This is a genomic window from Paenibacillus oceani (genome assembly GCF_014705615.1).
GTDB classification, from domain to species: Bacteria; Bacillota; Bacilli; order Paenibacillales; family NBRC-103111; genus Paenibacillus_AB; species Paenibacillus_AB oceani.
Genome location: NZ_JACXJA010000052.1, coordinates 56,984 through 70,687, shown reverse-complemented (window position 1 = coordinate 70,687; position 13,704 = coordinate 56,984). Strand labels below are relative to the sequence as shown.

11 protein-coding genes are annotated in these 13,704 nt (G+C 54.5%); 2 read left to right on the top strand and 9 right to left on the bottom strand.

Annotated features, from left to right (window positions below):
- Positions 1 to 268: 268 nt before the first annotated feature.
- The 7 genes from IDH45_RS29460 to IDH45_RS29435 form a co-directional block, all read right to left on the bottom strand.
- A complete protein-coding gene (locus tag IDH45_RS29460; RefSeq protein ID WP_190931739.1) occupies positions 269 to 1,897 on the bottom strand; it encodes a response regulator transcription factor in 1,629 nt (542 codons plus the stop codon).
- Positions 1,898 to 2,983 (bottom strand): sensor histidine kinase, encoded by a 1,086-nt coding sequence (locus tag IDH45_RS34435; RefSeq protein WP_317891311.1) that lies wholly within the window; start codon positions 2,981 to 2,983, stop codon positions 1,898 to 1,900.
- Complete coding sequence (locus IDH45_RS34430) at positions 2,984 to 3,676, bottom strand: hypothetical protein (RefSeq protein ID WP_223837101.1); 693 nt, start codon at positions 3,674 to 3,676, stop codon at positions 2,984 to 2,986. It abuts the gene before it with no gap.
- Positions 3,676 to 4,494: a carbohydrate ABC transporter permease gene (locus IDH45_RS29450; RefSeq protein WP_190931738.1), complete on the bottom strand. Its 819-nt coding sequence runs from the start codon at positions 4,492 to 4,494 to the stop codon at positions 3,676 to 3,678. Before IDH45_RS29450 ends, IDH45_RS34430 begins: the two co-directional genes overlap by 1 nt.
- A complete protein-coding gene (locus IDH45_RS29445) occupies positions 4,491 to 5,372 on the bottom strand; it encodes a carbohydrate ABC transporter permease (protein ID WP_190931737.1) in 882 nt (293 codons plus the stop codon). The genes IDH45_RS29450 and IDH45_RS29445 overlap by 4 nt, the downstream gene beginning before the upstream one ends.
- A gap of 202 nt (positions 5,373 to 5,574) precedes the next feature.
- Positions 5,575 to 6,924, bottom strand: coding sequence for an ABC transporter substrate-binding protein (locus IDH45_RS29440; protein WP_190931736.1), 1,350 nt, complete (start codon positions 6,922 to 6,924; stop codon positions 5,575 to 5,577).
- 664 nt (positions 6,925 to 7,588) lie between these two features.
- A complete protein-coding gene (locus tag IDH45_RS29435) occupies positions 7,589 to 8,482 on the bottom strand; it encodes an AraC family transcriptional regulator (protein WP_190931735.1) in 894 nt (297 codons plus the stop codon).
- 179 nt (positions 8,483 to 8,661) lie between these two features.
- Between IDH45_RS29435 and IDH45_RS29430 the strand changes: the two genes are divergently transcribed.
- Both IDH45_RS29430 and trpB read left to right on the top strand, forming a co-directional pair.
- Positions 8,662 to 9,978, top strand: a complete 1,317-nt coding sequence (locus IDH45_RS29430) for an ABC transporter substrate-binding protein (RefSeq protein ID WP_190931734.1) — start codon at positions 8,662 to 8,664, stop codon at positions 9,976 to 9,978.
- 183 nt (positions 9,979 to 10,161) lie between these two features.
- A complete protein-coding gene (trpB, locus tag IDH45_RS29425) occupies positions 10,162 to 11,325 on the top strand; it encodes a tryptophan synthase subunit beta (RefSeq protein ID WP_190931733.1) in 1,164 nt (387 codons plus the stop codon).
- A 159-nt stretch (positions 11,326 to 11,484) separates the two neighbouring features.
- Here trpB and IDH45_RS29420 read toward each other — a convergent pair whose 3' ends face one another.
- Both IDH45_RS29420 and IDH45_RS29415 read right to left on the bottom strand, forming a co-directional pair.
- Positions 11,485 to 11,949, bottom strand: a complete 465-nt coding sequence (locus IDH45_RS29420; protein ID WP_190931732.1) for an OsmC family protein — start codon at positions 11,947 to 11,949, stop codon at positions 11,485 to 11,487.
- A gap of 41 nt (positions 11,950 to 11,990) precedes the next feature.
- The gene (locus IDH45_RS29415) at positions 11,991 to 13,628 is read right to left on the bottom strand and encodes an ABC transporter substrate-binding protein (RefSeq protein ID WP_190931731.1); all 1,638 of its coding nucleotides are present in this window, start codon (positions 13,626 to 13,628) and stop codon (positions 11,991 to 11,993) included.
- Positions 13,629 to 13,704: the final 76 nt, after the last annotated feature.

The following is a 13,704-nucleotide window of genomic DNA, read 5'->3' as shown; positions in this document are numbered from 1 at the left end:
TCGAATCCGGCCGACACCGCTCGACTCTGATGTGGACCCTGCGCATCTATGGCATTATGATCTGCCAGCACATCGATGCCTGGTACGCGAACCAGAAGGACGAATGGGACAAATTGAAATCCACGATTTGTCCCGCCGCTGCTTAGTTTTTAAAATTTCCCGTTTGGCAAATTGGCGGAGTCTGCCCTTTTTTGAAACTGGTTTTCATTTTCCATGACTTCCAGCTCCCAACCTCGTGCTTCTTCCACCATCTTCCTTCAATTCCTGTCTAATTCCGAGAGGCTATATAGGTGTCGCGATATTCCTGCGGCGTCATCCCAAACTGCTTCTTGAACGCGTGATTAAAGGAATGAGGCCGCTGATACCCCAGTCTGGCGGCAATTTCATAGATTTTATCCTGTCCGCTGCGCAGCATATATTCCGTCTTGTCCATCCGGACGCGATGCACATAATCGCTCAGGTTGTCGCCCGTCTCCAGCTTGTAGATTTTGGAGACATATACCGGATGCAGATGGACGTAATCGGCAATCGACTGTAGTGAGACGTCCTCCGAGATGCGCTGCTCCACGAAGGAGCGGATGTTGTTGATGACCGAAGCTCTGGAATGCTGCGTATCCCGGGCCATATCGTCGCGAATCCGGTCCAGCGTCAGCAGCGACCATTCCTTCAGCTGGTTCACCGAGCGAAACGGGGTCCCGCGCGTCATCTTGTCATAGTCCGCTCCGATCACGGACGATAAACGGCGGCCGCCCTTGTGAGCGATATACGCATACGCGGACGCAATGCAGAAATAAGCTTCGAGCAGATGCTCCTGCGATTCCGCATACCGCTGCTCCAGCTCCGCGAAAACGCTCTTCAGCTTCTCTTCGATGCCGTCCCATCTGGCCGCCTCCAGCAAATGAATAAACGACGGAGGCTCGTACAACGTCTGCAGCGATTCGATCTCCGTGGACAACGGCTCGTCGTCCAGCCGCAGGAACAGCTCCTGCTCGCTGCCGACCGTGCGGCGGAACGCTTCCACCGACCGGCTGTACAAGCCGAACAGATCGGCGGGGAACGTCCCCCAGCGGCTGACAAGCACCGATATTTTCCCTTTCAGGTACCGGTTCACCGCCGCTTGCAGCAGCGACGCGGTGCGCTCCAGCCAGACGGAATCTTCCCCGCCGTCCGTCCCGGGCTTGCCTGTCAGGACGAACACGAGGTAGTCGTGGGCATCCTTGGCATACCAGCTGTCGAACCGCCCCCCGAACAGCTCCTCCACCATGTTGCCGATCGCATACTCCATCAGCGACAAGCTGTGGGCGTCGTACTGGAGAAAATATTCCTCCAGCCGAATCGTCATCAGGGCGAACCGCTTTCCGTTATAATCGGTCATTTCCAGCATCTGCATCTTCTCGCTTAACGACGACTCGGACAATTTGCGTCCTTGCAGCAGGTCGTTCAGCAGATTGCCGCGCAGCAGCGGCAGGTGCTCCTTCAGCGTGTACGCGAGCCGCTGCTTGGAGACGACCTCCTCCCACTCCCGCTTCATCTTGTCCATCACCCGCCGGACCGTATCCACGAGATCCCGCTCCGTTACCGGCTTGAGCAAGTAATCCTCGCTCTGGTGGAGGATCGCTTCCTTCGCATATTGGAAATCCGAAAAACCGGACAACAAAATACATTTGGTTTTCGGCCACCGCCGCCGGATCTCCCCGATCAGTTGCAAGCCGGACAACCCGGGCATCCGGATATCCGACAACACAATGTCGATGGACATCCGCTCGAGCAGGGCGAGAGCCTCCTCGGCGGAATGAACGCCGTACACTTGCTCAACGCCGCCCCCGCTCCAATCGATCGTGGAGGTCAGCCGTTCCACCACATGGATCTCGTCATCCACGATTAACAGCTGCACCATCTAGGAAGCTCCTCTCCCGTCCGGGTCGCCGCCGGGCCTGATTGCTTTCCGCCGCCAGGTCAGCACGGCCTTGAGCCCGCCTTCCGGCACCGGGTGGAACGTAAGGCCCGAGCCTTCGCCGAATTGATAAAACAGCCGCCGGTGCACGTTCCAGGTTCCGCAGCCGATATCGTCCGGGACCTGCTGCCCGAGCTCCCGGCGAAGCGACTGCAGCTCCTCTTCCGTCGCCCCGGCTCCGTTATCCTGCACGACGATCCGGTTAAAGTCCTCATCCTGCTCTCCGCGGATGACGATCCGCCCGCTGCCCGGCTTGCGCTCGATTCCGTGGATGATGGCGTTTTCGACCAAGGGCTGAATAATAAGCCGGGGCACGACCTCGTCCATCATTCCCGCAGGCACGGCAATTTCGTATTCCAGCCGGCGCATCCGCAAGTTTTGAATTTCCAAATAATGACCGATAAAATCAAGCTCATCCTTCAGCGTGACCGTCTCCCGGTCTACCCGGGTCGTATTCCGGTAAAACTCGGCCAAATTTTGAGCCATCGCCACAACCGAGTCCCGGTCGTCGATCATCGCCGAATTAATAATAAAAAATAACGAGTTGTATAAAAAATGCGGATGAATTTGCGATTGCAGCTGCTTCAGCGTCGCTTCCCGCGCGCGAAGCTTCTCTGCGTACACGTCCTCCACCAGCACCTGGATCTGTTCGGCCATTTCGTTATAGCGCAAAATCAGGTAGTCGAACTCATTTTTGGAGCGGTAGCCGATCCGGGCCGATAAATCGCCCCGCTTCAGCCGTTGCATGCTGCGTACGAGATTGATGATCGGAATTTGCACATTGCGGTACAGCAAAAACGAAGCAAGCAGACCCATCAGCAGAAGCAGGCCGACGGACCCGTAAAACAAGTAGCCCGTTTTCGTAATCGGCAGAAGCACTTGTTCCACGGGAGCGTAGTCGGTCAAATACCAGCCGATATGCTTCGAGCGGACGTAGCTGACCAGATAGTCTTCGCCTGCAATCGCAAACCGTTCCTGTCCTTGCTCCTTCAGCGTTTGTCCGCCGAGCAGGCGGACGATCTCTTTCACCTACTCGTCCGAAGCGGTGCTGCTTGTAAGCGGCGCGTAATCCGGATGAAACAGAAACGGATCGCTGTCCTTGTTTTTCTTGAATACGTCGAGCAGCTCGTTCAAATTTTGCACCGGCACGCTGATCTGGTACAAGGCGGCCGCTTCCCCCGCCGTCCTGGCGCCCGCCGGCTCGGCCACCTCGCGGATAAACGCATCGGTAGGATAACCGCGCGAGCGGTCTTTCCCGTACGTCCAGCCGCTGCGGACCCGCTCATCCCAAGGCCAGTCCGTTCCCCCGTTTAAATAAATGTTCGACGAGAGCAATTTCCGCTCCCCGGGGAACACGATCGTCAAATCGTTGGACCAGCCGCTCGACACGCTTTGCAGGCCGAGCTTCTCGGTAATCCGCCCCTGTTCCTTCAGCAGATCGGTCAGCCCCGCATGACTGCGGTCCAAGTAATCGCGGATATGCGGGTCCTGCCCTAAAATAACCGGAAACATCGATAAATTGTCGATCGCCGAATCGACCTGGTGCATAAACACCGACAGCTGATTCAGGTTGGACGACTGCAACTGCTCGTGAACGACCTGATTCGTAATCCGGTTGGAGAAGCTGTACAGGATCAAAACCGGTGCGAGCAGCAGCACGACCATCAGGACGATTTTGCCGAAAATGTTGATCCGGTACGAAAAAAAACGCGAAGAACCCATTATCCTTTGACAGCGCCGGCAGCCAGACCGCTAACGATATATTTCTGGGCGAGCAGCGCGATGATAAGCACGGGCAGCGTAATGATACAAGCCGCCGCCATCAGGGCGCCCCAGTTGATTTCCGAATACGACATAAAATTAAACACTGCGATCGGAAGCGTCTTCGTCTTGTCCCCGGCGAGAATGATCGAGAACATGAAGTTGTTCCACGAAAAGATGAACGACAGCAGCGACGAAGTAATAACCCCGGGACCGGATATCGGCAGGATGATCCGCAGGAACACTTCATGGTGCGTACATCCGTCGATCAGTCCGGCTTCTTCGATCTCGGTCGGCAGCGCCTCGAAAAACGAGATCATGATCCAGATGATGAACGGCAGCCCGACCAGCATATGGCTCAAAATCAGCGACGTGTACGTATCGACCAGATTGATCTGGGAGAACAGGATAAACCACGGGATCAGAAACGTAATCCCCGGGATAATCCGCGCCACGAGAATCACGAGCCCCAGCTTGTGCAGATGGTGTCTGGCGATCGCATAAGCCGCAGGCAGGCCGAGCAGCAGCGACAGCAGCGTGGAGCCTACGGCGACGATCAGGCTGTTCCATATAAACTCCAGGAAGTCGTATTCCCGGAAGACGCTCAAATAGTTTTTGAACGTAGGCTCGAAGATCAGGATGTTTTCCGTAGACATAATCTGCGACTGCGTCTTAAAGGACGCGATCAGCATCCAGACGAACGGGAAAGCAAATACGAACAAAACAAGCAGCGTCAACAAGGAAAGCAGCAGATTGACGCCTCTTTTCTTTCTCATCATGCCGCCGCCTCCAATCGTTTGCGCATCCAGATCATAAACAGCGTCAGGCCCAATACAAGGGCGAAGAACAGCACCAGCAGAGCGGAAGCCATCCCCAGCTTGAAGTACTGGAATCCGAGCACGTAGCCGTACAAATTCAGCGTCTCGGAGGCGAAGTTAGGTCCGCCCTGGGTCGTTGCATAAATAATGTCGAACGTCTTTAGAACGTCGATGAGCCGCAGCATGGCTGCGACGAGAATCGTCGGTCTCAGCAGCGGAAGCGTAATATGCGTGAACTTGGTCCAGGCGTTCGCTCCGTCCACGTCGGCCGCTTCATACGGATCGCTGGGCAGAGTCGCGATGCCCGCCATAACGATCAGCGAGATCATCGGGGTCCACTGCCAGACGTCGACGATGATGAGCGACGGAATGACTTCGCTGGTGGAAGCCAGCCACAGCAGCGGCTTAAATCCAAGCGACTTCAGCATCATATTGGCCGCGCCGATCGTCGGTTCGTAGATCAGCATCCAGACGAGACCCATCGCTACCGGCGTTGCGACCATCGGAAGCAAAAATACCGTTTTCACGAGGTTTTTGCCCCTGAATTGACGGGACAGCAGCACGGCGATCGCGACGCCGAGAACAACCTGGATTACCAGCGCCACGATCGTAAAATAAAACGTAGCCCAGACCGCGTGCCAAAACCGTCCGTCATTCAGCAGCGCCATATAGTTGCTTAACCCGACCCATTTCGGAGGCGTCGTCGCCGACATGCTCCATTCGAAGAAGCTGATCCGTACCGTATAGATAATCGGGAACAGCATCATGATGAGTACGAACACCACTGCGGGCAAGGTGTAGATCCATTTCAAATTCCGGTCGAACCAGTTGTATTGCACGGGGGTCACTCCCACCTTTCTTGCAAATTCGGAAATCGAACAAGAAGAAAAGCTTCGGATCGAAGCCTTTCGACGATACTGTTTTCGTTGTTGTTAGGATTGCTCTTCCCTTGTCATTTCACTCGTACTCGTTACAGTAACTCTTAGTGTTCAAAAGGGTCATTGGCTGACCCTTTTGAACGGATAACCGGCTGAGCGGCTGTTATTTGGCGTTGTCTTTATCCATGATCGCCTGAAGGGCCGCGTTCGCCTTGTCGGCCGTTTCTTTAATGTTCGTTTGTCCGGCCATAACCTGCTGAACGATCTCACCTACGGCATCCCGCGCTTCGCCGACGCTGATCACAACCGGCCGGTCGTGATCGACGCCGACTTTGGCGCTTTCCTTGATGATCGGAACGAGCTCGGCCGGGAAACCGGTTACCCCTTCGGCCATATCCCATACGGATGCGCGCGCGCCCGGATTGCCGGCTTGCTGCGTTTTCAGCACTACTTCTTTGCTGGTCGCCCATTTGATGAATTCCCACGACGCTTCCTTGTTCGCGGTTTTGGAGTTCATCGCCAGTCCCCAGGACGTGATGCTGTAAGGCTTGGAGCCGCCTGCCCCGCCCGGGAACATCGCGAAGCCGACTTTATCGGACACCTTCGATTTCTCCGGATCGGTCACGTTGCCGTACAAGGAGTTCGCATCGGTGATGAAGGCGACTTTGCCTTGTGCGAAAATCCCGAACGCCTGCGGCCAGGACATATTCAGCACTCCCGGAGGGCCGAAGTCCTTCAGCAGCGTTCCGTACGTCGTAAAAGCCTTGATCGCTTCCGGCGTATTAATCGTCGCTTTGTTGCCGTTATGGAAGTCGCCTCCTTCGGAGAAGACGAACGACGACACTTGCGTGACGAGCGGCGAACGCTGTCCACGGGCGACAAAACCGTATATTTCCTTGGACGGGTCGTGAAGCTTCTTCGCTGCGGCTACGAGTTCGTCCATCGTTTTCGGAACGGCAATGCCTGCGTTTTGCAGCAAGTCTTTGCGGTAGTACAAAATCTCCTGCTCCGTAATAATCGGAATGCCCGCCAGCTTGCCGTCGACGGTTACCGAACCAATCGAGGATTTGGAGAAATCGGCGAAGTCGTAGCTGGCGTCCTTGTTCGGGAATTCATCCAGCGGACTTACCCAGCCGTTTTTGTAGAACAGCTTGCCTTCCTGCAGCGGGCGGTACATGAAGACGTCCGGCGTCGCGGAGTTGGCCGTAAACTGCACGGTCAGCTTCTGGGTGAGCTGATCCTCGAAGAAGCTCTGCACGTTCACCTTCATGCCCGTCTTCGCTTCGAATTCCGGCAGCAGCGGCTTGATCGCCTCGCCCCACGGATGGTTCGCCGTGACGAACGTAATGCTTTTGCCCTGGAACGGCTTGTCCCCCGCTGCGGCTCCTCCTCCCGGCTGAGCGCCCTGGTTTGTATTGTTATTCGTTCCCCCTGCACAGCCGGCTGCCAAAGCGGCCGTAAGCAAAGCGGTAACGCCGACCGATAACACGCGCTTCCCTTGTATATGTTTCATGTTGACCCTCCATCGATAGGTTTTATTTAGCCTCGGTTCCAGCTTACTCGAACTTATTTTCTCAATAAATAACTAATACTAAACATCGATAACGACATTTTAAGAAACAAGCGTAAACGCCTGCCGGCGTCTGATAAAATAAGAAAAACCGTCCGGAAAACATCCGTAACGGTCCTTTGACGTGCAGACCCATATGTTAGGTCGTGGAAGGGAATGGGTACCTTCGCTCCAGCCGCTCGTCCTCAGTCGTGTTGTCTTCATGCGGGTGGTATGGCTAACGAACCCAGCAATCGTTACCCGCACTGAATGCGGACGTTTGAATTTGAAACGAACTCTTGTATGGTTATTCCCGGCAAATCGGATCGTTTTTTCCACTTTCGGTTCGATAACGATACCTGGATTCGTTCAGTCTGCAATAACGTCGCTTTTCAGCCATAAGCACGATCCGATTCGTTAGTCATCGATCGAACCTGAGTACGTTCTCTAACGCCAAGGAAGGGAACCCGCATTTTCGCTTCAGTACGGCGAAGCACTTGAACATTCCGGCTATGAAGGATAAACGCCTACCGGCGTCTTTTGGCGCTGGCGTTAACCGAGATTTAGTGCCACTCCCACGATATACATTCTGACAAAAAAAAGCCCTCCGGGGCTCCTAGTAGATGGATTATTTCATTTGTACGAGGCGGTACTCCCGGGCCGAGCGGCCCTTCTGCTCCCGAAAGACGCGGGAAAACGTACGGGAATTGTCAAAGCCCACCTCATAGGCGATATCGGTAATCGTCTTATCTGTGTACAGCAGCATATTGGTGGCGCGCTGGATGCGCAGCCGGTGCAAATACTCGACAAAGCCCATGCCGACATGCTCTTTGAAGAAACGGCTCATATACGGCACGCTCAGATGGAACTGGCTGGACAGCTCGGTCAACGTCAGCTTCTCGGTGCAGTGCGTATGCAAATATTTTAAAATCGGCCATAACAGCGGCGTCTCTTCGGCCGACGGCGACGAGGTTCGGGAACCCGAAGAGGAGGCGACGTCCAGCCCTTTGCGGATAAACAGCAGCATCGCTTCGTTCAGCTTCGCCTTGATCATATTCGGCCGTCCGGGACTGCTCGTATTATGGAACTCCTGCAACAGATGGCCAAAGATTCCTTCCATCCGTTCGCTCTCCTGGCCTTTGAAGAGCACCGACGAAGGTGTGCCCGAACCGATTCCGTACAACATTCGCGAAAACCAGCTGTCCTCCTTCATCCCCGACAACAGCTGCAGATCGAACATGCAGCAATATTTGCGCAGCTGGCGCTCCTTGTCGGTCTTGATGATATGCATGTGGTGGGGAAGTATAACCGTTACGCTGCCCTGCTTCAGCTCATACTCCACCCCGTTGATCGTCTCAACCCCGCTGCCTTCAAAGAAAAACGAGATCTCCGCAAAATTGTGGTGGTGCAAATACGAATGACGCGAATCGCGGATATCGATATAAAACCGCTCGTTGCCAATAATCAGATTCGGAACGCCGCCGACAAAGTCTTCATAGATCGGTACTTTCTTCATGCTCATGCCGCTTCGCCTCTCTATTCAGAAGTGGATTCCGATATCGAACGACCCATTGGAACATACAACTGGTAAAAAAGTGACCGATGGCGCTTAAACAATGTCGCACTCGATTCTGGTTTCTATTGTAGTATTAAATACAGCGCTTACACAAGTTAAATTTACCAAAAAGGGAGAGATCAAGCATGTTCAGACAGAGCTTGAAAACAGCAGGGGTCCTATCGCTGACGGCGGCCGTATTGTTCGGATGCTCCGGGGGAAGCAAGCCGGCGGAAGTTCAGGGCGAGAGCCAGGCTGAGAAACCTAAAGAGCCGGTAACGCTTACGTTTTACGATCCGAGCGCAGGCGTGCTCCCGGAAACGTTTATGGAGCAATACGGGAACTTGATCGTAAAAAAATATCCTCATATTACGATAAAATTTGTCTCCTCTCCCGATACGAATCCGGAAGCGCATATTACGTCCATGATTGCCGCAGGTGATCCTATCGACGTTATGCTGAATGCGGACCTGAATCACTACAGGCTGATCGCTCCGTTTAAATTCGAATACGATATGACCGAGCTGATCAAGAAAAACAAATATGATTTGTCCCAGCTTGATCCCAGCATCCTTCAAGCGGTACAAACGTTGTCAGGCGGCGGAATGTACGCACTGCCTTTTCGAATGAATACCCTCGGTCTCATGTACAACAAAGACATCTTTGACCAATTCGGCAAACCGTACCCGAAGGACGGCATGACGTGGGACGAAACCTATGAGTTGGCCAAACAGTTGACGCGTACGGTGGACGGCACCGAATACAGAGGATTTATTACGCAGTTCTACAATATGGGCTGGCTGAACCAGCAATCGCTAGGCTTCATCGATCCGAAAACCGACAAGCCGATCATTCACACGGATGAGAGATGGGCCGCTTTCACGAGAAATTTATCCCGGTTTTATGAAATTCCGGGCAACGTGACGAAGGAAGGCTCGTTCTCCGGGATCTCCAACTTGTTCCTAAAAAGCAAAACCGCTGCCATGTACGCCTATACGATTCCTACGACACCGCAGGAAGTGAACTGGGATGTGGTTCAACTCCCCGAATTCAGCGACAAGCGCGGCGTAGGGGCGCAGTCGATGCTGACGCTAGCCTATATCACAAGCATTAGCAAGCATAAGGAAGCGGCCTTCGATGCGATCTCCTACATGACGAGCGACGAGATGCAGACGCATATCGCGAAACAAGCTTTGGGTTTGCCTGTCATTAATAACAAACAGGTAAAAGATGTGTATGGACAGGACAACCCGAACTTGAAGGGCAAAAACGTCAAATCTCTTCTGATCAGTAAACCGGCCGCCCCGTTCGTAGCAGCACAGCACAACCGGACAATCGCCCTGCAGTTCGAGAAAATGATGTATACGCTCACGAAAGGCGGCGTCGACGTCAATACCGCCCTGCGGACAGCGGCGGAGGAAGCGGAGAAGGAAATCGCCAAAATCAAATCAGGCAGCAAGTAATAAGCGGGTAACAGCAACCGACAGCCGAACGAAACCTTCCGGGCAGCCCCAGAGCCCGGGAGGTTTTTCGGCCTTCCGGAGCCGTCCCGCCGCGGCGGCTACAATTTGCTTTGACAAACCGGACCGGCATTCATTAAGATGAGAACGGGACTTATACTTGTAATGATTTGGAGGCGTTTGCACATGAGTCAACAGGACGTGCTTGAAGGATATTTCGGAGAGTTTGGCGGCAGCTTCATCCCTCCGATGCTGCAGGAAGCTATGGATTACTTGACCGCTCAATTTTATAAATACAAGGACGACCCGGAGTTCAAGGAAGAGCTGAACTATTATTTGCGTGAATATGTGGGACGCGAAAATCCGCTTACCTTCGCAGCGCAGCTGACGAAAAAGTGGGGCGGAGCGAAAATATACTTGAAGCGGGAAGATCTGAATCATACCGGCGCTCACAAGATCAACAACGTGGTCGGCCAAATCCTGCTTGCCAAACGGATGGGCGCCAAGCGGGTCATCGCGGAAACCGGCGCAGGGCAGCACGGCGTAGCTACGGCGACGGCGTGCGCGATGTTCGATATGGAATGCGTCATCTACATGGGTGCAGAAGATACCCGCCGTCAGGCGTTGAACGTATTCCGGATGGAGCTGCTCGGAGCGAAGGTCGTGCCGGTAACCAAAGGACAAGCCCGGCTGAAAGACGCGGTCGACGAAGCTTTGAACGATCTCGTGGAAAATTACAAAACGACGTTTTATTTGCTCGGCTCCGCCGTCGGCCCTCACCCATTCCCGACGATGGTTAAGCATTTCCAGTCCGTCGTCAGCGAAGAATCGAAACGGCAAATTTTGGAGAAGGAAGGCCGCCTGCCCGATGCCGTTCTTGCCTGCGTAGGCGGAGGCAGCAACGCGATCGGCGCGTTCGCGCATTACATCGACGAGGCGTCCGTCCGCCTGATCGGCGTCGAGCCCGATCAAGCCCCTACTTTGACCCAAGGCGTGCCGGGCGTGATCCATGGCTTCCGCTGCCTCGTACTGCTTGACGCGGACGGCAATCCGAAGCCGACCTACTCGATCGCGGCCGGGCTTGATTATCCGGGCATCGGACCGGAACACAGCCACTTGAAAGTATCCGGACGTGCCGAATACGTCACCGTGACGAACGAGGAAGTGCTGGAGGCGTTCCAGGAGCTGTCCCGCACGGAAGGCATTATTCCGGCGCTGGAAAGCTCGCATCCGGTCGCTTACGCGAAAAAACTCGCTCCTACGATGAGCAAGGACCAGATCCTGATCATCAACTTGTCCGGACGCGGCGACAAAGACGTCGAGCAAGTGTTCCAGATGCTTAACAAATAAGTCAACTTTTTACCGGGGTGCGGCGATAAGCCTGCACCTCTTTTTATTATTGGGCGGTGCGGTCCTGAACGCACACAAAGCCGACACCTGATCCAGGAAGCTGGAACGGTATCGGCTATGTATGGGAAGATTATGTGCCGCATAGCAGCGGTTTGCCGCTTATTCCGGCTTCGGGATGTCCGCAGGCGGCGCGGTCTCGACGCCGTTAAGCACGAGGTGCGGAATAATCGCCGCCTTCAAGGAAGCGGCAACGGGGCAATACTGCTCCGCCTCAAGCTTGATCGCCTGCCAGATCCGGGAAGCGGCCACTTCGCCCTTGGCGTCGAAGGTCAGGTGCACCTCCGTCACCCCGTACGGGATCTCGTCGGCGCGGATGCCGTCCGCCGTAATCTCGAGCGACTCGAGCGATTGACGCATTTTCTCGAGCAGCTTGGTTACGCCGATGCCCATGCAGCCGATCAAGCCCATGATCACGAGCTCCAGCGGGCTGTTGCCCGAACCGTCGCCGCCGTTCTCCGCATTCGAATCCATCACGAGCGGGTATCCGCTCGGGCCTTTCGCTTCGAAGCGACGCCGGCCGAGCCACTGCGCGCTCACTAGAATTTGTTTTTTCGCTTGAGCCATACCGCTCACCCTTTCGCATCGTATAACAAGCCACTATTCCCTTATTGCGCTACGTCCCACTCATGCACGTCATAAGTCGTTCCGAACAGGCGCGGTTCGCCTTTCGTCACCCGTTTGTTAACCGCGATCAGCGTCGGGTTGTAATACAGCGTGAGCAGCGGCATATCTTTTTGGACGATAACCTGAACTTGATCGTAAATCTGCTTGCGCACCTTCTCGTCCGCTTCCGACTTGCCCTTCTCGAGCAGCTGGTCGACTTCCGGATTGCTGTACGCCGGCGAATTGCTGTTGCCCTTGCTGTGATAATACGCGGACGAATCCGGGTCGATATTCATGTACATGCCGGTGAGCAGCAGATCGAATTCATGCTTGAGCGATTTTTGGCTGACCGTCGCGAAATCGTACTTGCTGATTTTCGTCTTGATGCCAACCGCCTTCAAGTTTTCAGCGATAATTTGCGCCGATTGCTCGCGGATCAGGTTGCCTGCCGGTACGACGAAATCAAGCTCCTTGTTCGCATCCCATCCGGCTTCTTTCAGCAGAGCTTTCGCTTTCTCCGGATCGAACGGAGTCGGCTTGAGCGATTTGTTCTGGTACGCGCTTAAGGACGGATACACGCTGTCGAAAATTTCTGCGTCGCCCTTCATCAGGTTGTCGACAATGAGCTGGCGATTCGTCGCGTAGGCGATCGCCTGGCGCACCTTCACGTCCGGGATTGTCTTCGTATTGATCATCATTCCCTGAATCCCCACTTGAGGCTCCAGCTTCGTGCGCAGGTTCGCGTTTTTCTTCACCGTCTCGAAGTCCTGGTCCGGCAGATTGCCGATGCCCAGCCCGTAGTTCATATCGATTTCCCCGCTTTGCAGCTGGGCTACGAGGTTGGCGCTAGGCATTATTTTGACAAAGATTTTGTCCAGCTTCGGCGTTCCGCGGTAATACTCTTTGTTCGCGGCAAGCTCTACGTATTGATCTTTCTGGTATTGGACGAATTTGAACGCTCCGCTCGTGACGTCGGGCTTTTGCATGAACGGATGCTTCGCGAGCTCCTCAGGCTTCACGTCTTTCAGCACATGCTTCGGCAGCGGCTTGAACTTCATGCCGAACTGCTCCTTAATGATGTTAGGGTCTGTCGGCGTTTTCGCTTTCAGCTCGAACGTCTGGGCATCGATGACTTTGAAGCCGGATATGTCGGTTTTGCCGTCCTCCAGCTTGCCGTCCCCGTTTACACCTTCCAGAAACGAGATGCTGGAGCCAAGGCTCGATTCGGCCTTCGGATTGGCGATCAGCAGCAGCGTGAACGCGACATCCTCGGTCGTTACCGGCTTGCCGTCCGTCCATTTCGCTTTGGCATTCAGCTTGACTGTGTACGTTTGTTTATCCTTCGTATCGAACGACTCCGCGAGCTGCGGCAAAAACTCCAGCGGCTGAATCCGGTTCAGCAGCGGCTCGAACAGCATCGTGCCGATTTCCGCGGACGACAAGTCTTTGGAGCTGATCAGCGGGTTAAACGAGATCGGGGCATTAAAGACGCCCACGTTGACGATTTTCGGCTTGCCCTTCGATTCGCCGGTTGCACCGCCGGCTTCCGGCGTTTGTCCCGAATTTTTGGACGAGCAGGCAGCCAGGAGCAGCGATGTGGACAGAAGCAGAATGGCGGCTGATTTGAACAGAGGTTTCATGTGTACGGTCCCCTTCTTTTTCTTAAATTGTGTCTATGCAGTCCTCTTCGCAGGAAGACGACATCTATGTGGTGAA